Source organism: Ruegeria sp. CL3, from assembly GCF_056536505.1.
This window is the reverse complement of record NZ_JBQFPT010000020.1, coordinates 17,328-42,657: the sequence shown is the minus strand read 5'-3', so window position 1 is coordinate 42,657 and position 25,330 is coordinate 17,328. Positions and strand designations below refer to the sequence as shown.

General features: G+C 57.1%; 23 protein-coding genes. 5 read left to right on the top strand and 18 right to left on the bottom strand.

The window, feature by feature from the left end; all coding sequences use genetic code 11:
* From ACR0NO_RS21620 to ACR0NO_RS21600, 5 genes are all read left to right on the top strand, one after another.
* Nucleotides 1-156: homogentisate 1,2-dioxygenase domain-containing protein (locus ACR0NO_RS21620; RefSeq protein WP_480725607.1), on the top strand; the 156-nt coding region annotated here is incomplete at its 5' end.
* Nucleotides 157-194: 38 nt separating this feature from the next.
* Nucleotides 195-1,454: a fumarylacetoacetase gene (gene fahA / locus ACR0NO_RS21615; protein ID WP_480725604.1), complete on the top strand. Its 1,260-nt coding sequence runs from the start codon at nucleotides 195-197 to the stop codon at nucleotides 1,452-1,454.
* Nucleotides 1,455-1,490: 36 nt separating this feature from the next.
* A complete protein-coding gene (locus tag ACR0NO_RS21610) occupies nucleotides 1,491-2,441 on the top strand; it encodes an MBL fold metallo-hydrolase (RefSeq protein ID WP_475220753.1) in 951 nt (316 codons plus the stop codon).
* 41 nt (nucleotides 2,442-2,482) lie between these two features.
* Nucleotides 2,483-4,096 (top strand): FAD-dependent oxidoreductase, encoded by a 1,614-nt coding sequence (locus tag ACR0NO_RS21605; RefSeq protein ID WP_480725603.1) that lies wholly within the window; start codon nucleotides 2,483-2,485, stop codon nucleotides 4,094-4,096.
* A 4-nt stretch (nucleotides 4,097-4,100) separates the two neighbouring features.
* Nucleotides 4,101-4,289: a DUF2783 domain-containing protein gene (locus ACR0NO_RS21600; protein WP_170549697.1), complete on the top strand. Its 189-nt coding sequence runs from the start codon at nucleotides 4,101-4,103 to the stop codon at nucleotides 4,287-4,289.
* A 309-nt stretch (nucleotides 4,290-4,598) separates the two neighbouring features.
* Here the strand turns inward: ACR0NO_RS21600 and ACR0NO_RS21595 are convergent, their stop codons facing one another.
* The 18 genes from ACR0NO_RS21595 to ACR0NO_RS21510 form a co-directional block, all read right to left on the bottom strand.
* The gene (locus tag ACR0NO_RS21595; RefSeq protein ID WP_480725602.1) at nucleotides 4,599-6,575 is read right to left on the bottom strand and encodes a copper amine oxidase; all 1,977 of its coding nucleotides are present in this window, start codon (nucleotides 6,573-6,575) and stop codon (nucleotides 4,599-4,601) included.
* A 22-nt stretch (nucleotides 6,576-6,597) separates the two neighbouring features.
* Complete coding sequence (locus ACR0NO_RS21590; RefSeq protein ID WP_480725600.1) at nucleotides 6,598-8,004, bottom strand: aldehyde dehydrogenase family protein; 1,407 nt, start codon at nucleotides 8,002-8,004, stop codon at nucleotides 6,598-6,600.
* 110 nt (nucleotides 8,005-8,114) lie between these two features.
* Nucleotides 8,115-9,086 (bottom strand): helix-turn-helix domain-containing protein, encoded by a 972-nt coding sequence (locus ACR0NO_RS21585; protein ID WP_480725599.1) that lies wholly within the window; start codon nucleotides 9,084-9,086, stop codon nucleotides 8,115-8,117.
* A 538-nt stretch (nucleotides 9,087-9,624) separates the two neighbouring features.
* On the bottom strand, nucleotides 9,625-10,386 hold the full coding sequence (locus ACR0NO_RS21580) for a Phenylacetic acid catabolic protein (protein ID WP_170662433.1): 762 nt from the start codon (nucleotides 10,384-10,386) through the stop codon (nucleotides 9,625-9,627).
* A gap of 13 nt (nucleotides 10,387-10,399) precedes the next feature.
* The gene (locus tag ACR0NO_RS21575; protein ID WP_480725597.1) at nucleotides 10,400-11,473 is read right to left on the bottom strand and encodes a 2Fe-2S iron-sulfur cluster-binding protein; all 1,074 of its coding nucleotides are present in this window, start codon (nucleotides 11,471-11,473) and stop codon (nucleotides 10,400-10,402) included.
* Between the two features lie 13 nt (nucleotides 11,474-11,486).
* Complete coding sequence (paaD, locus tag ACR0NO_RS21570) at nucleotides 11,487-11,948, bottom strand: 1,2-phenylacetyl-CoA epoxidase subunit PaaD (RefSeq protein ID WP_480725595.1); 462 nt, start codon at nucleotides 11,946-11,948, stop codon at nucleotides 11,487-11,489.
* Nucleotides 11,949-11,954: 6 nt separating this feature from the next.
* The gene (gene paaC / locus ACR0NO_RS21565) at nucleotides 11,955-12,713 is read right to left on the bottom strand and encodes a 1,2-phenylacetyl-CoA epoxidase subunit PaaC (RefSeq protein ID WP_480725594.1); all 759 of its coding nucleotides are present in this window, start codon (nucleotides 12,711-12,713) and stop codon (nucleotides 11,955-11,957) included.
* A complete protein-coding gene (gene paaB, locus ACR0NO_RS21560; RefSeq protein ID WP_480725592.1) occupies nucleotides 12,713-12,997 on the bottom strand; it encodes a 1,2-phenylacetyl-CoA epoxidase subunit PaaB in 285 nt (94 codons plus the stop codon). Before paaB ends, paaC begins: the two co-directional genes overlap by 1 nt.
* 23 nt (nucleotides 12,998-13,020) lie before the next feature.
* A complete protein-coding gene (gene paaA, locus ACR0NO_RS21555) occupies nucleotides 13,021-13,998 on the bottom strand; it encodes a 1,2-phenylacetyl-CoA epoxidase subunit PaaA (protein ID WP_170641531.1) in 978 nt (325 codons plus the stop codon).
* A gap of 24 nt (nucleotides 13,999-14,022) precedes the next feature.
* A complete protein-coding gene (locus tag ACR0NO_RS21550) occupies nucleotides 14,023-14,586 on the bottom strand; it encodes a phosphohydrolase (RefSeq protein ID WP_170641533.1) in 564 nt (187 codons plus the stop codon).
* Between the two features lie 16 nt (nucleotides 14,587-14,602).
* On the bottom strand, nucleotides 14,603-15,805 hold the full coding sequence (gene pcaF / locus ACR0NO_RS21545; protein WP_480725590.1) for a 3-oxoadipyl-CoA thiolase: 1,203 nt from the start codon (nucleotides 15,803-15,805) through the stop codon (nucleotides 14,603-14,605).
* 197 nt (nucleotides 15,806-16,002) lie between these two features.
* Nucleotides 16,003-16,818: a PaaX family transcriptional regulator C-terminal domain-containing protein gene (locus ACR0NO_RS21540; protein WP_480725588.1), complete on the bottom strand. Its 816-nt coding sequence runs from the start codon at nucleotides 16,816-16,818 to the stop codon at nucleotides 16,003-16,005.
* Nucleotides 16,819-16,867: 49 nt separating this feature from the next.
* A complete protein-coding gene (gene paaZ / locus ACR0NO_RS21535; protein WP_480725586.1) occupies nucleotides 16,868-18,898 on the bottom strand; it encodes a phenylacetic acid degradation bifunctional protein PaaZ in 2,031 nt (676 codons plus the stop codon).
* A gap of 119 nt (nucleotides 18,899-19,017) precedes the next feature.
* Complete coding sequence (locus ACR0NO_RS21530; protein WP_480725584.1) at nucleotides 19,018-20,205, bottom strand: cytochrome P450; 1,188 nt, start codon at nucleotides 20,203-20,205, stop codon at nucleotides 19,018-19,020.
* Nucleotides 20,205-21,557: a TRAP transporter large permease gene (locus ACR0NO_RS21525; RefSeq protein WP_480725582.1), complete on the bottom strand. Its 1,353-nt coding sequence runs from the start codon at nucleotides 21,555-21,557 to the stop codon at nucleotides 20,205-20,207. Before ACR0NO_RS21525 ends, ACR0NO_RS21530 begins: the two co-directional genes overlap by 1 nt.
* On the bottom strand, nucleotides 21,554-22,060 hold the full coding sequence (locus ACR0NO_RS21520; RefSeq protein ID WP_170681186.1) for a TRAP transporter small permease subunit: 507 nt from the start codon (nucleotides 22,058-22,060) through the stop codon (nucleotides 21,554-21,556). Before ACR0NO_RS21520 ends, ACR0NO_RS21525 begins: the two co-directional genes overlap by 4 nt.
* A gap of 57 nt (nucleotides 22,061-22,117) precedes the next feature.
* Nucleotides 22,118-23,137, bottom strand: a complete 1,020-nt coding sequence (locus ACR0NO_RS21515) for a TRAP transporter substrate-binding protein (RefSeq protein WP_480725580.1) — start codon at nucleotides 23,135-23,137, stop codon at nucleotides 22,118-22,120.
* A 70-nt stretch (nucleotides 23,138-23,207) separates the two neighbouring features.
* Entirely contained in the window at nucleotides 23,208-25,241 is a 2,034-nt protein-coding gene (locus tag ACR0NO_RS21510) for an FAD-dependent oxidoreductase (protein WP_480725579.1), read from the bottom strand.
* Nucleotides 25,242-25,330 lie beyond the last annotated feature (89 nt).

Below are 25,330 nucleotides of genomic sequence, written 5' to 3'. Positions count from 1 at the left end.
GACAAGCTGGACCACACCATGTCCTTCATGTTCGAAACCCGCTTCCCACAGCATCTGACGGCCTTCGCCGCGACCGAGGCCCCCTTGCAGGACGACTATATTGACTGCTGGGCAGACATCGAAAAGAAATTCGACCGCACGCCCGGCAAAAAATGAAACAACAAATCCGCTCGTGACAAAAGTCTGGATATGAAATGCCTTTGATGAACTCCTGGGTGACATCGGCCAATAATGAAGCCCATCCCTTTCCCTTGAACAACCTGCCCTATGGGGTTTTTTCGACCGAAGGCGGCGAACCCCGTTGTGGTGTGGCCATCGGTGATATGATCCTCGACGTCTCTGCCGCCGAGGCCGAAGGCCTGCTTGCGCTGAGCGACGAACCCCTTTTCGATTTGCCCTTATGGAATCCATTGATGGAAGAGGGCCCGGCTGTTTGGGTGGCATTGAGGGACCGGCTGATAACCCTGTTGGCCGAAGGCGCCAAAGAACGAGATAAAATCGAACCGCTGCTCGTCGCGCAAGACGATGCCGAGATGCATATGCCTTTCACCGTTAGCGAATACACAGATTTCTACGCGGGTCGACATCACGCTTTCAATGTTGGCACCATGTTCCGCGGACCGGAAAACGCGCTGCCCCCGAACTGGCTGCACATCCCAATCGGTTACAACGGTCGTGCCTCATCAGTGGTCGTTTCGGGCACGGACATTCGACGCCCCTGGGGTCAGCTGAAAGGTCCAAACGACACCCTGCCCCGGTTTGCCCCGTCGCAACGGTTCGATATCGAGCTTGAGATGGGCGCCATCGTTGGAACCCCTTCGGATGGTCCGATCTCCGTGCAAGAGGCGGATAGCAACATTTTTGGCTACGTACTACTAAACGACTGGTCTGCACGCGACATTCAGGCTTGGGAATACCAGCCGCTGGGGCCCTTCCAGGCCAAGGCCACGGCAACCTCGATCAGCTCCTGGATCGTGACCAAAGCTGCGCTTGAGCCATTCCGCTGCGACACCCCTGCGCGGGAGTTCGAATTGCTGGACCACCTGAAGGATTGTGGCCCGATGCTATACAACATCGATCTGTCGGTCACGTTGGCTCCTAAGGGCAAGGCGGCTACAACCATTGCCCGCACCAATTACAACGAAATGTATTATTCGGCGGCTCAGCAACTGGCCCATCACACCACGTCCGGGTGCCCGATGAATACCGGCGATCTGCTGGGCTCGGGTACAATTTCCGGCCCGGAAAAGCACAATCGCGGCTCCCTTTTGGAACTCAGCTGGGGTGCCAAAGAGCCATTTACTCTCGACACCGGTGAGACCCGCAGCTTTGTTGAAGACGGCGACACCCTAACCTTGACGGGTGCGGCGATAGGCGACGGCTATCGGATCGGTTTCGGCGAATGCACGGGGCAAGTCCTCGCAGCACTCGACGATCCCTACAAACGCAACTGACACGAAATTCGCCCTTACGGGCACCGGAGGAAATCCATGGCTAAAGCATTCGCATCGCAAGGCGACATGACAGAAAAGAAAATAACCTTCGATGAGATCGGCGAGGGCCTTTGGGCCTTTACTGCCGAAGGTGACCCGAATTCGGGCGTCATTATCGGCGACGACAGCGTCATGATTGTCGAGGCGCAGGCCACGCCGCGTCTGGCAAACAAAGTGATCGAGAAGGTGCGCGAAGTCACCGACAAGCCGATCAGCCATGTTGTACTCACGCACTATCACGCGGTGCGCGTTCTGGGCGCCTCGGCCTTCAACGCGCCGCAGGTGATCATGTCGGATGTAGCGCGCTCGATGGTCGTGGAACGCGGTCAAGAAGACTGGGACAGCGAGTTCCAGCGTTTTCCGCGCCTTTTTGAAGGTCATGAAAGCATCCCCGGCCTGACCTGGCCCACCACCACTTTCAGCGACAGCATGACGGTCTATCTGGGCAACCGCCGCGTGGATATCAAACAGATCGGCCGCGCGCATACGGCAGGCGATGCGGTGATCCATGTGCCTGATCAGAACGTCATGTTCACCGGCGACATCGTCGAGGACCACTCGGCCTGCTATTGCGGAGATGGTCACTTTGCCGATTGGGGCCAGACGCTGGACAATATCAAAGCCTATGACGTCGACGCCATCGCACCGGGGCGCGGCGGCGCGCTGATCGGCAAAGAAGCGGTCGAACGGGCCATCGAAAGCACGCGCGACTTTGTCAACTCAACCTACGAACCCGCCAAAAAGGTTGCGATGAAAGGCGGCAGCCTAAAAGACGCCTGGGATGCCGTGCGCGACGCCTGCGATCCTAAGTTCAAGGACTACGCGATCTACGAGCACTGCCTGCCATTCAACGTCAGCCGTGCCTATGATGAAGCTCGGGGGATCGCCCACCCTCGCATCTGGACTGACAAACGTGATCTGGAAATGTGGGAACAGTTGCAAGGCTGAACCCACTCATCTCCTCCGAACTCAACAAGCTAGGTGTTTCGATGCTTCAGGACCGATATTCCCTCGCCTTCAAGCTTTACCCTTATGAGAAATCAAAAGATCAAGACGCGCCCGTTGCGGTGCGCCACCCGGTTGTCATAGTTGGAGGCGGCCCTATCGGTATGGCCGCCGCGCTGGACCTTGGTCGACAAGGTATTCCGGCGTTGGTTCTGGACGATCACGAAGGGATAGGCATGGGCAGCCGTGCCATCTGCTTTGCCAAGCGAACGCTGGAAATCGCGGACCGTTACGGCTGTGGCGCGCCGATGCTCGAAAAAGGGGTGGTCTGGAATGTCGGAAAGGTATTTCAGGACTACCGAAAGGTCTTTGAGTTCAACCTTCTGCCTGAATCCGGCCATCGCAACCCGGCCTTCATCAACTTGCAGCAGCCTTATTTCGAAAAGTTCATTTTCGAAGCGATTTGCGCGGAACAGGAACGCGGCGCGCCGATTGAAATCCGAGGCAAGAACCGGGTCGAAGCTGTAGACGTCAAGGACGACCATGTTTTTCTGTCCGTCACAACTCCGGACGGGCCTTACCAGCTTAAGGCGGATTGGATGATCGCCTGCGATGGCGCAAGTTCGCCAACGCGCGACATGCTGGATCTGGGTTTTGAAGGCCGGGTTTTTCAGGACAGCTTTCTGATCGCTGACATCCGGATGAAGAACAACACGTTCCCGACAGAGCGCTGGTTCTGGTTCGAGCCCTACTTTAAGTCGGGCGCCTCGACTTTGCTGCACAAACAACCTGATGACGTGTGGCGCGTGGACTTCCAGATCGGCTGGGATGTCGATCGCAAGGAGGAGTTGAAAGAGGAAAACATCCGCAAGCGGCTGGATGCGATGTTGGGCGATGACGTCGACTATGAAATGGTCTGGTCATCCATCTACACCTTCCAGTGCCGGCGTATGAACAAATTCCGCCACGGGCGCGTTGTTTTTGCTGGCGACGCGGCGCATCAAGTGTCGCCCTTCGGGGCACGTGGCGCGAATTCCGGCTTTCAGGACGTCGACAACCTTGGCTGGAAACTTGGCCTCGTGATCTCGGGCAAGGCACCGGAAAGCCTTCTGGACACCTATGATGACGAACGGATTTTCGGAGCAGACGAAAACATACTGAATTCGACCCGTTCAACTGATTTCATCACGCCAAAATCGAAGGTAAGCAAGAATTTCCGGGACGCTGTGCTTAGCCTGGCGGAACGCCATACATTTGCGCGGCCTCTGGTGAACTCGGGGCGCCTGTCAGTGCCCTGTACCTATGATCACTCGTCTCTGAACGGAGCGGATGACCTCGCAGGAGGTCCTGACACGTCCAGAGTGGGATCTCCATGCAAGGATGCCCCGGTTGGCGACGGCTTCCTTCTGGATCAGCTTGGAAACGACTTCGTGATTTTGGCACTCAACACCGAAGTTCCGAACAGCCTCGATATCGACGGTATCACGGTCAGAAGCGTGTCCCTTACGGCTTCGGACACATTGGCGGAGCGCTATCTTGGATCCGAAAGCCAGGCGGTTTACCTCGTCCGCCCCGATCAGCATGTCGCGGCGCGCTGGCGGAACTACGACGAGGCTGCACTGCGTTCAGCAGTCCTTAAAGCCTGCGGAAAGGAATAAGCTGATGCCCCTGATTACCGAACCAAATTTGTATTCTCCGGATGATTTTTACGCAGACCTCATCGCAGTTCATGAAGGGTTGTCGGATGAGGAAAGCGAAGCCCTGAACGCGCGCCTCATTCTCATTCTCTCTAACCACATCGGGGATCGAGAAACACTAAAACAAGCGCTGGAAGCCGCGAAGGAAAGCTGACCTCTTGGTTGCCGGCTCGACAACTTTTCGGCTGTACTGTGACCAGCGAAACCACTTCGCCCCAAAAGACCCCGAACTCGTGCCCGAAATGCGCCGCATCTATCAGTAGCCATACGATGATGGTGTTTTGGTACGGATCGACGCCAACGACATCATCCTTCCCCCGCCCCTTATCGTACATCGATCCAGCGGGCTGATCAGATCCTGGATTGTCTGCATTCGGCGCTGCAAAACTAACAGAAAACAAGAAGACACGAAATGAATGGGCGGCCTATTGCAGGCCGCCCTTTTAGTTTCATTTGCCATCAATCACTCGCGGATCGTCAACGCCGGGTTATGTGCAAAAAAGTTGAACGGCATGATGTGAACCGTCTTCCATTCGGTCGACATCACAGGCCAGTCTTCCATACGCGGGATGTGGTGGAACCCTGCGGTGAACCAGGACACAATATCCTGACCCATTAGCGGCTTGTCCTCCTTGACCCATTCCGCCAGCGTGTCGGAACCGTCGCTTTGCATCGCGTATTTACCACCTGCATAGCGCTGCTCTTGGTCATAAACAGTCGTCCACGAGGAATACTCGATATAGGCGTTGCGCTTGAACGGCGGGTCGCTTTCAAAGTCGAACGGACCGTATGCGATCGAGCCGTGGTGGATCATCCAGCCCGGAGTGTGGCCCAGATACCCTTCCAATTGCGGGTTCGAGATATGGACGTGACGCGGTTTGGAGGCGCTGAAGCGATAGCGCGCGTCCAGCTCACTGTCCGGCATCACATGCTGCCAGGTCCACATCGATTTGCGCGGGCTGTCCGCAGGCACTTCGGCCGGAACGATTTCCATCAGACCCATGTGGTTGACCGGCTGGTCGATGTCAAAGTCGATCCGGAAGTTGAAGTAGTGGTCGTGGTTGGCCGCAACCAGATGCGGTGCAATCAGCGTGCCATACTTGGTGTCTTCCGCAGCGGTTTCATCATTCATCGAGGTCGAAACCACGCCTTTGACGGCGTCCAGACCGGTTGCGCCTATCTTGATGAACATCTGACCATCCTGCTTGAAGCGGTAGTCGATCAGATAGTCATAGTTACCGACCTCTGACGCAGTGCGCACAACCAATTCGGTTTCGGAGCGGCCTTCTGCAGGTACAAAGTTGTCCGGCGTCTGTGCAAAGATCTCAAAGTGGCGCCAAGCAGGGTCACCAATGTTGCGCTCGAAGATGCAGATCGCATCCGGGATTTCCAACGGCATACCTGCGTCATCCGCGATTACAGCAGGCAAGAAGGTTGCATATTCAGGGCAATCCACTCCCGCACGCAACGGCGTCAGGAACAGACCGAACCCGTATTCGCCACTGTCCATGTAGGTCCGCCAGTACCACCCCTCCGTCGGGTCCATATAGGGGACAAACACTTCGGACAGATGCGTCTGATAGATGACCGAACGCCAATTGCCCTGATCGTTGACATCAATGTTAGAGACAACGAGGCCGGCACGCTTTTCCGCGCGCAGATTCATGCGCCAGATGTCCCATTCCAGATGGCTCCCATCCAGAGTGTAGTTCGGACCACCTTCCTGCGTCAGCAGAACCTTGTTGGTTTCCGGGCGTAACTCGACCCGTTCGGCAACCTCTTCGGCCGTGTAACCCCAGGCGTCTTTCGGCAAGGGGATCGCACCAGTGTCGATGACCTCAACAACCTCTTGCTTGCCGATGTCGTAGATTGCGAACAATCCTTCGATCGGCTTGGCGTAGAAGTTTGAGCCTGTCGGGTTCTGATAACAGGGCACCTTCATCAGGCGCGTACCATCGAATTCGGGGGTAAAGAAGTTACCGGCAGTCAACGGCAGACAAAACGCGTCTTCATTTGTCAGGCCACGCGCTTCGAGCCCCGCGATCATATCCGGGTGACCCAAAGCCCCTTCCAGTGCACCGATGAACTCCGCAAACAATACCATCGGCTGACCCGAGCCTTCGATGGCAAAGTTTTCTTCAACGGTGCCTTGCGTGATGTTCACGATAGCTTCGCTGAATCCTTCGTCGGTGGTGTATTGCACAATCGCCTTGCGATCCAGTGCTTCGCCTTCTTTCCAATCCAGAACTTCGGCTTTCGACGGCTCGTGCAGATCGATCAAAGGGTACAGTGTCTCGTCGGTGACGGTGCCGCTTTCTTTAAGGATCGTGTTGATTTGCTGGAGTTCGTCCGGCGTTAACCCGTCCAGGGGATGTGCCAAAGCGCTGCCGGCGAAAACGGCGCCCAGTGCAGTTGTGGCAAGGATACTTCTGATCTTCATCTCTTCCTCTCCTGTCTTGTTCTTAGCTGAATACGACTTGGATATCGGTGTATTCGGCCAAACCTTCGTCCGCGAATTCGACACCAACGCCAGATGACTTGACCCCGCCGAACGGGGCATTGGGTTGAATGGCGCCATGTTTGTTGATCCAGACCGAGCCACACTCCATGCGGCTGGCAACGGCCTTGGCGGCGTCGATATCGGACGACCAAACCGAGCCACCCAACCCGTTCGGGCTGTCATTGGCGGCCGCAATTGCGTCTTCCACTTCTGAATACTTGATGATTGGCAGCGCCGGGCCGAACTGTTCTTCATCGACCAGCGGATCGCCGTTATTCAGACCCGCGATGATCGTGGGAGGGAAGAACAACCCGTCGCCCGGCGCACCGCCCAGCAAGACCTGGCCACGCTCTTTCGCGTCGGCCACCAGGCGGCTGACCTTGTCAAACTGCATCTTGTTCTGGACCGGACCCAGGATCGCGTTGTCGTCCATGCCATCTCCCACCGGGATATTACGGGCGAAGGCCACCAGCGCGTCGCAAACCTCGTCATGGATGCTTTCGTGGACATAAAGACGTTTCATCGCGGCGCAGGTCTGGCCGTTATTGATGAAACCACCCCAGAACAAACCTTCGGCGATCGCTTGCGGATCTGCGTCGGGCAGAACGATACCGGCATCATTGCCCCCCAGTTCCAGGGTCAGGCGTTTCATGGTTTCCGCGGCCGAGGCCATGACCTTCTGCCCTGTCGCACAGGACCCAGTGAAAACGATTTTGCGAATGTCCGGATGGGCCGACATAGCCCCTCCGATATTGTCGCCCTTGTCATCGCTGGTGATTACATTAACCACACCAGCGGGCAGTACTTCGTTCATGATCTGAACAAGGCGCAGGGTCGACAGTGGGGTCAGAGGCGAGGGTTTGACAACCACCGTATTGCCGGTGCGCATCGCTGGCATGATGTGCCAGATCGCAATCATCACCGGGAAATTCCATGGCGTGATCGAACCCACAACGCCCAGCGGCTTGCGATGCAGTTCAACACGGCCTTCGTTGTTATCTTGCAGCACTTTCATTGGTAAGGACAGCCCGGCAGTATATCCTGCCCAGGCCCCTGCCCCGCCCATTTCCCAGCGCGACCCAAGACCATTCAGCGGCTTACCCTGCTCAGCCGTAATGATTTGTGCTAGCTCCTCGGAATGTTCTCCGATCTTCTGCGCAACGGCCTCGCACGCGGCCTGCAGTTCTTCGTCCGATTTGGCCGACCAGCTTTCGAAAGCAGCTTTCGCAGCTTTAACAGCAGTATCCAGATCAGCGCGTGTCGCATTGGGCGCACGCCCTGCGACTTCACCGGTTGACGGGTTCAATACGTCAAAGCTGGCGGCGGTAGATACCGGTTGACCCCCGATAGTCAGATCGTATTCGATCACGGCTTGTCCTCCCTAAATCGCGATGCCTGTGCGCGAACGCAGCAAGGCTGGGGAGCACTATTATCCGACCGGTCGGTCGAGTCTTGGGGTTTTGCGCCAAATATTATGGCTTAGGACGACATATTCTTCCGCACCGCCCCCGGTGAGACACCAAATCGTTCCCGAAAGACCTTGTAGAAATGCGACAGGTCGTTGAAACCGGAATCATACGCAACCGCAGCGATCGTGTCGCGCCCTACGTCAGAGTTCACCTCTTTTAGCCGGGCTTTCGCTGTTTCAAGCCGCACAGACATAAGGCGTTTGCTTGCGGTTTCCCCAATGGTTCCAAAATGACGCTGAAGTGTCCGAGGCGAAACCTGCAATGCTTCAGCCAATGCCTGCGGTCCAAATGCTGGATCCATCGCGTTCTGTTCAATCAGTTGAAGAGCGCGTGAGAGGACGGCGTTTGCTTCTCGCCCGCGTTGGTCTTCCTGATGGCTGACACAGCGGAAATACGCGCCTAACAAGCTCAGAAAGGCTTCGCCCAAATGTGGGGCCACAGCGGCTTCCTCGGTAAATATCTTGGCCAGAACGGCACGCATGGCGAAAAACAGGGGGTCGTTTCGGTCCACCACGATACCGCCTGTGCAGATCTCACCGAATCTGTGGACCATCTCGTCGCGTGGCAAATGGATCGAGACCTGACGCGAGTTCATCCCGTCATAAACAAACTCGGAGCGTTTCGCGCTGTCGACCAGATACATGTCGCCCGGTCCCAGCAAAACCGAGGTATCATTCTGGTGGATACGGCAGTTTCCCTTATCCTGGATGAGAAGAAACAAGTGCTCTCCGGGGTCTTGTCGGATCATACGCTCGTCCCGAAAAACCCTTTGTGCGTCCAGTGATACGATTGCCGTCTCAAAGCGTGAGACCGGCAAGGTGGAGATGTCCCCGTCAATGCGTCCGCGCGTGGCAACACTGGACTCGACAGCAAACTGCCCGCAGATCTTTTCCAGATCCTGAGAAAACCCCTCTACAGATCGTGAACGCAAATTCGTCCGCACAAGCGGTTTAAAATATGCGCTGTCTAGCTGTGGCTTCATGGGTGACGGGCTTGCTATGACTGGATCAGCGTAAAGAATACCCGCGATGTGAGTTTTCAGCAAAACGTTTTGTCATGTCTATGACTGGTGGATTTGGCGAGATAGGCCCGAGGCTTTGGCGTCAGTCCAGACCGAAGACCAGCCGACTTGGCCCTTGTGGCTACAAACCGGAATGATTGCAGGGATTTCGCTTGTACTCACCTGACTATATGTGACTCGGCCCAAACTGTTTGCGGTAGGACGATAGCCACGGGCTGGCAAATTGGTTACGGCGCGTTCTCAGTTGTGAATAGCGAGGAGCCAAATTTTCAGCCTGTGAATTCGCATAGGCCAACTGGTCTTTCATTCCCCATTGAGCGAATTTCTGAACCCCCGGATAGTCGAGGATCTGAAGTGTTACCGAATGGCCCATTGCGATCAGTCGTCAGGCCACGTCCGACAAACCCCAGCCCTACACTGCTATTTTTCTTGTCATCCCAGGAACTTGGGCCTCGCCTCAGACTAGAGGACGGACCCAAAATCGGTCCAGTCAAGCGATTCACAAAGGCGTTCTCAGTCCAAAAGTCTTCAGCGTGTCATTCATCGTCTGGCTCCAGCGCTCTTTCAGGGAACTGTTTTTATTCCGCCGCAGACCAAGAGATTTCAACAACTCGAACCGTTTCGGATCGTCGCCCCCGAAAGACACCGCGACGCGAGGCCACCAGTAGTCGACCGAGACCTGCATTTGCTCAGCTTCGCCTCGTTCGATCAACTTAATTGCGCCTTCCATAGCCAATTCACCATGGTGTGCTTCGATCGGAGCAATTGAGCGGAACGCCTCGGCCAGGGGTTGGTAGGAAATCGTCGAATACTCAGCCAGTTGTTCGGCGACGGCGCGGCTCATGAGCAGATTCATGATCACGGCATCCGTCCAACCCGAGAACGGATAGTTGAACACAGCCAAGCGCATATCATGTTCGGAACGCGTTGCTCCGATGTCCGCATCCCTGCTTAACCGGGCCGTCCACGGATGATGATTGGCGTAGCGTTCCGTGTCGGCTCCGAACTCTCCCATAATGTTCAGAACACGATTTGCATGATCCGTTTTCTCAAGCACGATCTTCGCGGCAGCGATACGTTCTTTAATTCCCGGCCCGAGGTTAATTACGTCAGCAAAACCGGCAGCGCCTGCTAATTCACTGTCAACAAAAGTTGCCATCAGTTTCAGCAACTCAGCGCGATAGCGCGGTGGAACATTTGAAGGGTTGGTCAGCACGCCGCCTGCGGCAAGATAGCTGTCGAGAGTCATCGTATCGGTCATGTCTACCTCTCCTCTACTGATCGTAATCCACGACCACACGGTCCGTTATCGGATAGGCCTGACAACTGAGCACATAGCCCTTCTCGACCTCGTAATCCTCAAGCGCGTGGTTTGCGACCATCTCGACCTCACCTTCCAGCACCTTGCAGCGGCAGGTCGAGCAGACTCCGGCTTTGCAGGCATAGGGGGCGTCCAACGCGTTTTCCAAAGCTGCATCCAGAATGGACAAGTCCTTGGGGATGGTCAGAGTCTGGGTTGACCCATCCAGCGTAATGGACGCGTTGGTCTGATTGTCTGTCCGACCGGCATCTGCCGAACTTGCTTTGCGTTTTGCGCGACCCGGCTGGGCGCTGGCAAAAAGTTCGAATTTGATCTGGCTGTCGTCTAGCCCGTGGTCGCGCAGGGCCGCTGCGATCCCCAGCATCATGGGTTCAGGACCACAAATGAACGCCGTATCGACGTTTTCGATATCGACCCAGTGCTTGAATAGTTCGGCGCATTTTTCCTGTGTCACCAGCCCGGTGAACAGGTCAATTTCCTGGGAATCCGTTTCGAGAATATGGATCACGTTAAGGCGCCCCATATACAGGTTCTTGAGGTCCTCAAGTTCTTCGCGGAACATGATCGTGTTGATGCCCTTGTTGGCATAGATCAGCGTAAAGCGCGACTGGGGTTCACGGGCGAGTGTCGTTTTGAGGATCGACAGAACAGGAGTCACCCCGGACCCACCGGCAAAACCGAGATATTGCTTTTCTGAATCTGCGTCGATGGGAGCGTGAAAACTACCCATCGGCGGCATTGCCTGCACGATGTCCCCGACATTCAGTTCCGAGTTCGCCCAGCCCGAGAACGCCCCGCCGTCGACGCGCTTGATCCCAACCTGCAGGACACCGTCGTCCTTGCCTGCGCAGATCGAATAGGACCGGCGCAATTCTTCGCCGTCGAACTCGCGGCGGAACGTCAGGTATTGACCAGCGGTAAAGTCAAACTCTTGCGCTGCACCATTCATGGGCTCCAGCGTCAAAACCACCGCGTCGCGGATCGTTTTGTGGATGTCGGTGACCTTCAGGTCGTGGAAACGTGCCATCCGGTGCTCCTCCTCAGATGCACTTGAAATAGTCAAAAGGTTCAAGGCAGTCGGTGCAGCGCCAATGTGCCTTGCACGGGGTCGAGCCGAACTGGCTAACCTTCTCAACCGCCTTACTGCCACAATGCGGGCACCGCTGCGGACCGCCTGCCGGTTGTGGCGGGGCGATTCCGTATTCTTCCAGCCGGGCGCGGCCCTTGTCGCTGAGCCAATCGGTGGTCCATGCGGGAGCGATGGTGGTCTCGATCCGGATATCTTCGATCCCGCGATCCCGTAGCGCGGTTTCAATGTCCATGCTGATGACCGACGTTGCTGGACAGCCGGAATAGGTCGGTGTCACCGTCACCTTCAAGGTTCCGGCATCCCAGCACACATCGCGTACAATCCCCAGATCGACCACGGAAATGACTGGTATTTCAGGGTCGGGCACGGCATCCAGCCAGTCCCATATCTGATCTGTCGGCACCCGTTCCATATCGGCTTACCAGCTTGCGCCGGGATAGGCGCGTTGCAGCCACTGCATCTGAGTTAGCAAGTGCCCCAAGTGTTCGGTATGCGTCTGCCCGGTGCGCCCACCCTTATGCGCGAAATTGCTGTCTGGGATCGTTAGCGTCGCATCCGCCAAGACCCGCTGAACCAAAGCGTCATATTCATCGCGCAGATCGGCGGGATTGGGCGCGATGCCAGCAGCTGCCATTTCGGCGTCCACGTCGTCGCTGGCGAACATCTCACCCACATAGGGCCACAGATAGTCCAGTGCAGCTTGCATCCGGTCCTGGCTTTCCACCGTTCCGTCACCCAAGCCAACAACCGTGTCGCCAGAGCGTTCCAGGTGATAGGCGACCTCCTTGCTGGCTTTGGCCGCAATGGCCGCAACACGGTCGTCTGACGATTTGATCAGACGCCCCAGCATGATCGAATGCCACGCATCAAACAGGAACTGGCGCATCAGGGTCCGGCCAAAGTCTTCGTTCGGAACTTCGACCATCAAAACATTGCGGAAATCCCAAGCATCGCGCAGGAACGCCAGGTCATCTGCGCTTTGGCCGCCGTCGATTTCGCCTGCAAGGCCAAGCCACATCTGGGTTTGGCCGATCAGGTCCAGCGCGGTATTGGCTAGCGCGATATCTTCTTCCAACACGGGCGCACGGCCGCACCACTCGCTCACGCGGTGGCCAAGGATGAGTGTGTTATCCCCCATTCTCAGCAGAAACTGCAGGAAGGCTTCGTCGCGGGTCATCACATCGCCCCCACTTCATCGGGAATGTCGAAGAATGTCGGGTGACGGTAAACCTTGCTTTCGCTGGGCTCATAGAGCGGGCCTTTGTCACTGGGGGATGAGGCCGAGATATTGTTTGCTTCGACCACCCAGATCGACACGCCTTCGTTGCGTCGGGTGTAGACATCGCGTGCGTTCTTGATCGCCATTTCTGCTTCGGGTGCGTGCAATGAGCCGACATGACGGTGGCTCATACCGTGCTGACCGCGGATAAAGACTTCCCACAGGGGCCATTCGTTTTTCATCGGGTTTCCTCCTTGGGTCAGGCTTATTCAGCGGCCACTTGACGGGCGCGTTTCTTCTTGGCGTGGGCCAGCAGGCCGTCGCGCACCCATTGCCCGTCGTCCCAGGCCTTATTGCGGGCGGCCAGGCGGTCGGTGTTGCAAGGGCCGTTGCCTTTGATGACATCAAAGAACTCGGACCAGTCGGGTTCCGAGAAATCGTAGTGCCCGCGTTCTTCGTTCCATTTCAGGTCCGGGTCGGGGACGGTCAGGCCGAGGAATTCGGCCTGCGGCACGGTCTGATCGACGAACTTCTGACGCAGCTCATCATTGGTGTTCATCTTGATCTTCCAGGCCATGGATTGGGTCGAATGGACCGAGTCCTTGTCCGACGGTCCGAACATCATCAGCGACGGGTACCAAAACCGGTTCAGGGCATCTTGCGCCATCTTCTTCTGTGCGGGCGTGCCTTCGGCCATCTTGCGAATGGCATCGTATCCCTGACGCTGGTGAAAGCTTTCTTCTTTGCAGATACGGATCATGGCGCGCGAATACGGCCCATAAGATGTCCGCTGCAGCGGCACCTGATTCATGATCGCGGCCCCATCGACCAGCCAACCGACCGCGCCGATATCGGCCCAGTTCAATGTGGGATAGTTGAAGATCGACGAATACTTCATCCGACCGTCCAGCAGCATCTCGGTCAGCTCATCCCGGCTGACGCCCAGCGTTTCTGCGGCGCAATACAGGTAAAGCCCATGCCCGGCCTCATCCTGCACCTTGGCCAGTAGGATTGCCTTGCGTTCCAGCGTGGGCGCGCGGGTGATCCAGTTGCCTTCGGGCAGTTGTCCTACGATTTCGGAATGGGCGTGCTGACCAATCTGGCGGATCAGCGTTTTGCGGTAGCCTTGCGGCATCCAATCTTTGGGCTCGATCTTGATGTCCGCGTCAATCTTTGCCTGAAACTCGGCAAGCTTTTCAGGGTCATCGTTTGTAGCCTCAGACTTAACCATTTGGGCGTACATCGTGTTTCCTCCTCTCGGATGGGATCAGATTTTGAATACGTGGCTTAGAACCCGCATGTTTCCTTTTAGTGCGGAGCCACCAAGGTCCTTTGCCAAGCGCTGTAAAACATCCGCAAATCCGTAGCTGGGAATGGCGGCCTCGACCTGGGCGACTTGATCGCGCGACAGTCCTTTTCGCACCTTGCCCCCCGTCGCATCGATCCAGTCACCTTTTCGGCAGGCGTTGACCACATCGGCATGCGGCCCGTGGTAGGGTGTAACCTTGTGGTGCCAGTGGATGGCATTACGCAGCAGCTCTGGATCCAGTCCCCAACCCTTTTCGGCGTTGTCCCTCAGAGCCAGTTCTTCGGATGGCTCCAGATATGCCAGATCGTGTTTCGTCCACAGTCCGATATCGTGGTAGACGAAGGCCGTCTCGACCAATGCACGATGCGTGTCATCGCCGCCAAGGAAGTGCATGGCATAGGTAATCACACGATAAACATGGCCCCGATAAGCCTTGTAGTCGTCGCCGAGAACATCTTGATACGGCTCAAACAGCCGCTCAACCCGTTCGCTGTGGTCGATTATCTGGATCGCCTCAGTCAAAACAGTGCTCTCCCTATCAAACCCGTTCCAGGATCAGGGCTGCGCCCTGCCCGACGCCCACACACATCGTGCAAAGAGCATACCGCCCACCTGTCCGCCGCAGTTGATATGCAGCGGTCAACACCAGCCGCGCTCCGGACATGCCCAAAGGGTGCCCCATGGCAATGGCACCGCCATTCGGATTCACGTGCGGTGCGTCGTCAGCAAGGCCCAGTTCACGAAGTGTTGCCAGCCCTTGCGACGCAAAAGCTTCGTTCAACTCTATCACATCCATCTGCTCAATGGTTAGCCCGGCCCGGGCCAAAACTTTGCGGCTGGCCGGGACAGGGCCAATGCCCATGACGCGCGGCGCGACGCCAGCCACCGACATTCCCACAACCCGCGCAATCGGAGTAAGGCCGTTCTTTGCAGCCGCCGCCTCATTCGCCATCAAAATGGCTGCGGCTCCGTCGTTTACACCGGAAGCATTGCCCGCCGTAACAGTTTTGTCCGGCCCGTTCACTCCCTTGAGGCCCGACAGCTTGTCGGCCGTTGTTCCCGGGCGAGGATGCTCATCGGTATCGACCACGATCGGGTCAACCTTGCGCTGTGGGACCGAGACCGGAGTGATTTCGTCTGCGAACAGCCCCGCCTCATGCGCGGCGGCCCATCGAGCCTGACTGCGCGCAGCAAAACTGTCCTGATCCGCACGGCTGATGCCATATTCGTCGGCAACGTTGTCAGCGGTTTGGGGCATTGAATCGATGCCGTGGGCCTGCTGCATCTTAGGGTTCACAAAGCGCCAGCCGATGGTCGTGTCGTAAACCGCGTTACTGCGCGTGAATGCTGATGTCGCCTTGGGCATCACAAAGGGTGCACGGGACATGCTTTCGACCCCGCCCGCGATCGCAAGATCATAGTCACCCGCCTTGATGCCTCGGGCGGCCATTCCAACAGCATCCATGCCGCTGGCGCACAGGCGATTTATGGTGGTCCCCGGAACATCAATCGGTAATCCAGCCAACAAGGCCGCCATACGGGCGACGTTCCGGTTGCTTTCACCGGCCTGATTGGCATCACCATAGATGACGTCATCCACGCTGGACCAGTCGACTTGCGGGTTCCGCTCTTTCAGCGCAGCCAGCGGAATGGCCGCCAGATCATCCGTGCGGATCGACGACAAAGCCCCGCCGTATCGCCCAATCGGCGTGCGCGTCGCGTCGCAAATGAATGCATCCATCTGTGAATTCTCCCGGGCGTTCACACTCAATTATAGACCGTATGGTCGGTTTATATTTCCGTCATCGATTCGAGGCAAGCATTATGTTACCGATTTTTATTTTTCTGCACATTATCGTAACATAAAAAGAAATCAGTTTTCTGTTAAAGCAAGCCATCATCCTTTGAGATATCAGGAGGGCCTTTGTCCCAAAAAACCTAAGTGCTCAAATCTGCTTCCAAATTTTTGAGTTGCGGTCGGGGCAGCCTGTCCAAAATCCTAGAGACCGCCTCGCGGCAAGCGGGCTCCCTCCAGTCACTTGGTAGAAAATCCGAGGGCAAAGCTGGGTGTCGCAAGATGATGCGGCGCCAATTGTGCACAAGAAGAACACGCAGCGCTGCCGTTTTCATCGGATCATCCACACCGGTCGTCGGCAGCAGATCGTCGATCACCTGGATTGATGTCCAAAACTCGTCATACGCGGTTCTCAGCGGCTCTGGTCCGCATAGCTCTGTTAACCAATCTGGTACTGAAATCGCGGTGGTCTCAAAACCTAGCAGGTCTTCCAGATCGCGCGGCATGGTTCCCGCTGCCATCGCTGTGGAAGGGTTTAATGAGATATATTCCCCGGTCAGCAACAGATCGGCCAACTCCTTTCGGGATGTTTCCGAACTGCTCGACATCAGCACGTGCCAGACGTCTGGCTTGTCCGTTTCGCGGGCGTAAATGCGTGGCGCAGCGGCTGCGCTTTGAGTACGGCCATAGTCCGTAAGCTGATGGACGCTTGCGCGTCCAACGCGCGTACTTTCGATCCAGCCTTCTTTGCGCAATCGATGCAACGCCACTCGGGTCGCTTCGGCCTTGATTCCCACAAGGCTCGTCAGCGCAGTGATCAATGATCCGCTTATCTGATCGGATTTGTTTTGCGCCAGATCGCCAAAGATCGTGACAAGCACAGACCAAACCCGCAGAGACCCTTCGGAGGTCAAATGACGAACGCAATGGTCGAACCAGTCTGTGGAAGCGTCTTTCATGGCCGCAGTATAGGCAGGCTGGATCGAATTACCATCCAGCCCGGTTTCGTCAGTAGGCCACCATTGTCAGCAGTTCGTATTCAGCAACAAGGTCATCATCCTGTTGAGTCATCGTAACGTGCCAGCGAACCTCGCCATACTGATCGTTGCGTTTGGTCTTTGACTTAACGGTTAGGCGCACTTTGATGCTGTCCCCGGCCGCAACTGGTTTCATGAAACGCAACCCATCCAAGCCTGTATTGGCCAGAACAGGACCTTCGTTAGGCTCGACAAACAAACCGGCGGCGAAGGACAGCAGCAGGTATCCGTGCGCGACGCGACCCGGGAAGAACGGGTTCCGTTGCGCAGCGGCTTCATCCATATGCGCATAGAAGGTATCGCCGGTGAATTCCGCAAAATGTTCGATATCTTCGAGCGTCACGGTGCGTGGCGCCGTGTGGATCGTTTCGCCGATTGCCAGATCGTGGTAGCGCCGCGTGAAAGGATGCGCCGGGCCTTCGATCTCGGTTGCGCCCGAGACCCATTTCGAGCCAATCGCCGTCAACAGGTCAGGTGAGCCCTGAATGGCGGTGCGCTGCATGTAGTGTTTCACGCCCCGCACACCGCCCATCTCCTCGCCGCCACCCGCGCGACCGGGGCCGCCGTGGACCATATGCGGCAGGGGAGAGCCGTGGCCCGTGGCCTCTTTCATCGAGTCGCGGTTGTTGAAATAGAGCCGCCCGTGATACGCCCCGGCCCCCATGGCGAATTTGCGCGCTACATCCGGGTCATGGGTAATGACCGACGCGACCAGAGACCCCTGCCCCCGGTTCGCCAGCTCAATCGCATGGTCGGTGTCGCGATACCCCATAATCGTGCTGACCGGACCGAACGCTTCGGTGTCATGGACACGCTGTGCCGCATCCGGGTTGGCGCAATGGAACAGCATTGGCGGCAGGAAAGCCCCTTTTTGGGCATCTGCGCCGTCAACGGCAAAGTCATCCGGGTTGCCGAACACACGTTCGGCCTCTTGGCAAATGATCGCAGCCTTTTCCAGTACATCCAGTTTTTGATCATTCGAGACCAGCGCGCCCATGCGCGTTGTCTCAAGCCTAGGGTCGCCGATAACCGTTTTTGCCAGCCGCGCGGAAAGCGCTTCGATCACCGCCTGCACATGCGGCTCGGGCGCAATGATCCGGCGGATCGCGGTACATTTCTGACCCGCTTTTGTGGTCATCTCGCGCAGAACTTCCTTGATGAAAAGGTCAAATTCCGGTGTCCCCGGTTGGGCGTCAGTGCCCAGTACCGAACAGTTCAGACTGTCCTGTTCCGCCACGAAACGGACGGAGTTTTGCAGAATGACGGGGTTGGACCGTAGTTTCAGCGCAGTATCGGCCGAACCGGTAAAACTGACCACGTCTTGCATGGTCAGGCGATCCAACATGTCACCCAGACCACCCGACACAAGCTGGAGCGCCCCGGCAGGCAAAATGCCAGACTCCAGCATCAACCGCACGCACAATTCGGTTACGTAGCAGGAATTCGTCGCAGGTTTGACGATAGCTGGAACACCGGCCAGCAAGGTCGGAGCCAGCTTCTCCAACATGCCCCAAACCGGAAAGTTGAACGCGTTGATATGAACCGCCACACCCTGCAGCGGGGTGCAGATGTGCTGACCGACAAAGGTCCCATTCCGCGACAGCTGTTCGACGTCGCCATCCAGATAAACGTGACCATCGGGCATTTCGCGGCGGCCTTTCGAGGCAAATACGAACATCGTACCGATCCCACCATCGATATCGATCAGATGATCCGATTGGGTCGCGCCCGTGTTGAATGACAGGTCGTACAGGGCCTGCTTGTGCTGCCCCAAATGCACCGACAATGCCTTGAGCATCTTGGCGCGCTCATGAAAGGTCATCTGCCGCAGTGCCGGACCACCAACGTTGCGCGCATAGTCCAACATGCCCTGTACATCTAAGCCAGTGTTGCCAGCGGTCGCGATCACCTCTCCGGTCACAGCACTGGCAATGTTGCGGGCCCCTTCGCCCGGCGCGATCCACTCACCTGCCGCGAAACTTGAAATCTGTTGGATCGTCATGTGCCTCTCCTCAGCCCTGAGATGATCTACGCGGACCTATGTACGCGGTTATGGTAGCTATAATATTTACCGTACGGTCGGTCAATAAAAAGACTGACTCATTTTCTTGTTCGGTCACGTCAAACCTGTGCAGGAAGCTGGGCGAACCCGCGAAAGCGAATTCGCCCACCACGCTTTGCGCCCTCTGTGACCTGATAGTTGGAAAAGCGGTTCAAAAACCGAATGACCGCAATCTTGCCCTCCATCCGAGCAAGAGTCAGACCGACGCAGGTGTGCGGGCCACCGGCAAAGGCGTGGTGCTTGTTCGGGCGGCGGTCCAGCAGCATTTCGTCGGGCCGGTCAAACTGCCTTGGGTCGCGGTTGGCGGCGCCGATACACAGGTGAACATCCGTGCCTGCCGGAATGGTATGGCCGTGGAGTGTCACGTCTTCGGTGGTCAGGCGATTGCCAAACTGGTTTGGGCTTTCGAGGCGCAAGAATTCGTCCACTGCCGTGGCAATCAGGTCGGGATTGTTCAGCAATTCCGAACGTTTATCTCGGTGCCGATCCAGCAGATCCAGCGCGTTGCCGATCAGGTTTGTCGTGGTCTCGTGCCCGGCATTCAGGATAAAGATACAGTTCTGATACAGCTCAACGTCGGTCAAGCCGCCATCCGCATCGTCTTGCATCAGCCGTGTCAGAACATCCGTTTCCGGATTGCCCGGGTTGGCTTTTCGATCCTCAATGATATGGCGAAGAAATTCTTTGAATTCGGAGACGGCGCGATTGCCCCACTCTTCCTGCTCAGGCGTCAATTGTGGTTCCAAAGCCCCAAGAATAGCCAGAGACCAGTCCCGCAGGGGTTCGCGTTCGGACCTGGGAATGCCCAACAGGTTGCCGATCACTTCGATGGGGATCGCTCCGGCGAAATCCTCGATCAATTCGACCTGACCTTTGGCCTGCATCTGATCCAGCAAACCATCGACGAGCTGGATCAAACCCGGCTCCATCTGCGCCAAGGCACGCGGGTTCATCGCGCCGACCATCACCTTACGCACGCGGGTGTGCAGAGGCGGATCATTGAACACCAGACTTGTGGTGTGGTGTTCGTATAACGGGCTGTCGACCCCGTATTTGGGCCCAAACACCGCCTTTTTGTCCGAGATGAACCGCGTCGTATCCCGATAGACCAGATCCAGATCCTCGTATCGCGACAGGATCACCGAGCCGTCGGGTTGGGGGCAAACCGGCATATCTTCGCGCAGCGCGGCATAGGCTGGGTAAGGGTCCTCTTGAAACCCTTCGGGAAGCGCCGTCAGGCAAAACATCAGTGACCCATCGCCCCCATATGTTCGGGCAGCACCAGTACCAGCCAGGGCACCAGAACGATCAGGGCCAGACGGAAAATGTCGGCGATCCAGAAGGGCGTGACACCTTTGAAGATCGTTGCTGTTGAGACGTCCCCGACCACCCCTTTCAGGATGAACACGTTCAATCCGACCGGCGGGGTGATCAGGCTGATCTCGGTCACGACAACAACCACGATCCCAAACCAGATCGGGTCATAGCCCAGCGACGTCACCAGCGGAAAAAAGATCGGCACGGTCAGCAAAAGCATCGACAGCGATTCAAACACGCAGCCCAAGATGATGTAGATGCCCAGGATCATCAGGATCACCACGAACGGTTCCACGTCATAGGCCGTGACCAAGCCGATCAGCGCCTCGGGCAGGCCAGCGAGGTTGATGAAGTTCGAAAAGACCTGAGCCCCGATCAGGACCGAGAACAGGGCGGCAGCGGTATAAGTTGTTTCTTTCAACACCTCGAAGGTCGAACTCAGGGTCAACCCACCGCGGGACAAGGCGATCAGAAACGCCCCCATGGCGCCCATGCCGGCGGCTTCGGTCGGGCTGAAGGTCAGGTTCAGCGGATGGAAATCAAACGCGCCGTAAAGCCCGCCGATGACCAGAAAAAACAAAAGCAACACCGCCCAAACCGACCGTAACGCCCTCAGCTTCTCGCCCCAGCCGTGTTTTTCTCCTGCGGGTCCGGAGGCGGGTTTGCGCCAGACGGTCCAGCGAACGGCAAACAGGTACAGAAGGATGCCAAGCACGCCGGGAATGATACCGGCAACAAACAGCTTGCCGATGGATGTCTCGGTCAGCAGACCATAGATTACAAGGATCACGGAGGGCGGGATTAGAATGCCGAGCGTGCCGCCTGCCGCGATCGACGCCGTCGACAGCTCATCTGAATAGCGATAGCGGCGCATTTCCGGCATGGCGACCTTGGACATCGTTGCCGCCGTTGCCAGGGACGAGCCACAGATGGCCGAGAACCCACCACAGGCCGCAACCGTAGCCATTGCAATCCCGCCTTTGAAATGGCCAAGAAACGCGTTTGATACGGCGTAAAGCTCGCGCGCCAGCCCACCTTTGTTCACGAACAAACCCATCAGGATAAACAGCGGAATAACCGAAAGGCCGTAGTCCTGTGCCGTGTCGGTGATCTGACGACCCACCATCGACATCGCTGCTTTCAAGCCGCGTTCGGACAGAATGCTGCCTCCGCGTTCATACGCAAAACCCAGCGTTCCGACGAGGCCCATTGCAAAGACAATCGGCAGGCGCAGAAGCACTAGAACAAGAACAAGGCCAAAGCCGATCAGTGCGGCAGTCATTGAGGGTGCTCCGACAAAGTATGGGGGGCGAAGATGTGCAGAAGGCCGGTCGTGATCATCGCGACGGCGGTGATCGCTGTGGACGCGGCAATGAACCAGCCGACGTAGAAAACGGGGATGGACAGGTACTCGGTCACGTCACCGTAGTCCCGCGCCCGTTCGGCAAGGATCCAGACCCGCTGTATCGGCCAGAAGAGCATGATGCCCGAGACCAGATAGACAATCGCATCTCGGGCGCGGCTTAGGCGCAGTCGCGAAAACAACCCGTCCGTCAGGTCGACTGCAATCTGACCCTTTCCAGCCGAAATCATCGGCAGCACCGAGAATACAAGGATCGCCATCAGAATACGCGTCAACTCGGTCGCCGCTTCGATCGGCGCGTTAAACATGGACCGAAGAATGACGTCGCAAAACGTCATTACCATGAGGATAAACAGCGCCACACAGGCCATCACTGTCGGAAAAACACTGATGCGGCGCGCGAAGGATACCAGAGATTGCATGAGGAATTCCCGCCCGGTGGAAACGGCTGGCGGTGCGAGACCGCCAACCAGCTCGCGTTATTGCGCCGCCATTTCACTGACGATCATGTCATACGCGGCCTGAGCATCGACCCCGGCGTCGTTGACTTCGTCAATGACCTTGGCGCGGACATCGACAGCAATTGCGTTGAACTTTTCCAGGTCTTCGGCAGATGCGGTGTTGATCGCGTTGCCGTCTGTGCCTTCAGTGGCTTCGCGCCCAATGGCATCAATCTCGTCCCAGATTTTACCGATTTCGCGGCTCAACGGCTCTCCGAAGACCTGCTCTTCCAGCGCTTGCTGCAGTTCGGCAGGCAGATCGGCAAAGGTGTCTTCGTTCATGATGAAGGCAAAAGACCCGCGATACAGACCGCCTGGAACCTCGTACACGTTCTGCGCCACTTCGGTCAGCTTGAAGCCCTTGCGCGATTCAAACGGCATCACAACGCCATCGGCTGCTTTGGAGGCCAGCGTTTCGTAGACCTTGGGCGCGGGCACCTGAATACCGGTCGCGCCAAGCGCCGTGCCGACGTCCCCGCCCACACCACCGGGGATGCGGACCTTGAGGCCGGACACTTCGTCCAGCGAGGTCACCGGGCTGCTGGAATGCAGCTGGGCTGGTCCGTGCGTATGCAGCGCGATCACTTTGACGCCGCGATGTTCGTCAGCCGCCTTCAGGTGCGCGTCATAGGCGCGCCAATAGGCCACCGATGCGGCCTCGGCCGAGCCCTCGTATCCGGGCAATTCGATCATCTTGGTGGTGACAAAGCGGCCCGGCTGGTAGCCGTGGAAAATGATCGAGGCATCCGCTGCGCCATCCATGATCAGGTCCATCTGGGCCGGTGGAGGTGCGATACCCAGTTTCAGTTCAGCGGTGACTTGGCCGTCGGTGGCTTCTTCAACCATCTCGACGAATTTCGGCCACATCTTGGCGTTGATGCCATGGGTCGGTGGCGCCCAGCTGGAAATGGTCAGCGTATAGTCTGCCGCCATCGCAACGGTGCCTGAAATGGCAAGTGCCGCCGAAGCCAGCAAGGTGCTCAAGTTGCTGAGTTTCATGTTCTGTCTCCTCCCTGTGAAACATGCATTTTGAATGCGTTAATGGTTGCTTTTGTAACCATCAACACTTTTAAAGCGCCTTCGTTTGGGCCGCGATGGCCCAAGACGCCGGACTTTCCTCGGCCACGGTCAGCATAACCGACTGGGACACGTCACTCCCAATTTCCTTGCGATAGTTCATTGGCCCCCCTCGCCAACGCGGGAAACCATAGCCGTGGATCTGAACCATATCGACGGCTTCTGCGTTTTCGGCGATCCCTTCTTGGATGATCAAAGCGCCCTCATTCGCCATGACCGCCAGAAGGCGAGACGATATGTCCTCGGCCGTAAACGAACGGCGGGTAATGCCCTGCGCAGCGGAATACCCTTCGATCAAAGCCTCAACTTCGGGGTCGCGGATCGGTTTGCGATTTCCGTCTTCGTACCGGTACCAGCCTTTGCCGGATCGCTGCCCAAACCGCTCCATCTCACATAGCTGGTCGGCAATGGTGACATTGCGCTCGTTCGGGTTGCGGGTGGCGGCGTTGCGTTTTCTATTTGCCCAGGCGATCTGCAGCCCGGTCAAGTCCTGCAACTCGTAGGGCCCCATCGGCATCCCGAAATCCCGCATCGCCTGATCAATTTCATGGGGCAACGCCCCGTCTGCCAGCAGATAATCCGCCGCGCGCCGATAGGCGGCTAGCATGCGATTACCAATGAACCCGTCGCAAACGCCGGACAGCACCGAGACCTTGAGCATCTTCTTACCCAGAGCAAACCCCGTGGCCACCACTTCGGGGGCGGTTTGGGGGGTGTGCACTATCTCGAGCAATTTCATTACATGAGCCGGGCTGAAGAAATGCAACCCTATGCACCGTGTCTGGTTTTCGATGCCCGCAAAGATTTCGGCAGGGTCCAGATAAGATGTATTGGTGGCAAGAATTGCGTTGGCGCCCATGTTCTTGGCCAATTCAGCAAAGACCTGCTGTTTGACCGATAGGTCCTCGAACACGGCTTCTATGGCCAATTCCGCGTCGGCTGCTTCGGCATAGCTGTCAACGGCGCGAAATCGGGACAGGCATGTCTGGCATTGCGTATCAGTCATCTTTCCGCGTTTGACTGCACCCTTCAACAGGCCTTCAACCCGATCATGGGCAGCGGTTGCTGCCTCAGAGTCGCGCTCGATCAACGTTACAGACAGGCCAGCCGTCAGAGCGGCCGTTGCGATCCCGGCGCCCATCAAGCCGCCACCCACAACAGCAATACGGCTGATATCACGCGGTTGGGCATCCTTGATCAGAGAGGGCTTTGATACGCTGCGTTCCGCAAAGAACGCATGACGCAGCGCGCGGCTTTCCGCAGTTTGGCGAAGCGCCAGATGGCGCGCCCGCTCCATCGGCTGTGCTTCGGAAAACGGCTTCTGGGACCAGGTTAACGCGGTCAGGTTCTCCAACGGCGACTGCTGTCCCTTGGCACGCTTTTTCAGCGATGCCCGAGAGGTCTCGATCAGATCCGGCGCAAAATCAGCGACACTACGTTGGCTGACAGGCACAGGACGGTCGGGCAGATCGGCCACAAAACTCTCGACCGCCGCTTCAAGATCGTCGACCAATAGGTCGACCGCCCCAAGCTGCAGCATCTCTTCCGCCTTCAGCACTTTGCCTGTGCAGGCCAGATCAATTGCCGCTTCCATCCCCACAAGGCGTGGCAGACGCTGCGTGCCACCGGCGCCGGGGATCAATCCAACATTGACCTCTGGCAGACCAAATCCCGTCCTGGGGCCAGCAATCCGCCAAGCGCAAGCCATCGCAATTTCGAGTCCGCCACCCAGAACGTTCCCGTGCATACAGGCAATGAAGGGAACCTCGCTGTCTTCGATCATTTGGACGACATCAGGCAAGTGCGGCTCGACCGGCGACTTGTCAAATTCGGACATGTCGCCTCCCGCGACAAAGGTTCGGCCAGCGCATCGCAGCACAGCCACCCGAGCGTCTTTGACCGCGTCCACAGCATCTGCAAGCCCGTGCCGGACCGCTTGCGAGGTCGCATTGACCGGCGGGCTGTCAATGGTGACCCAGGCAACATCGCCTTTGAGTTCAACATTCACAAGTGGGGTCTGAGACATGGGTGTGCCCTTCAAGCGCTCTGGATTCGAGTCTTGTTTATATATTGACCAACCGTTCGGTTAATGCAATGATAAAAATGAAACGACAT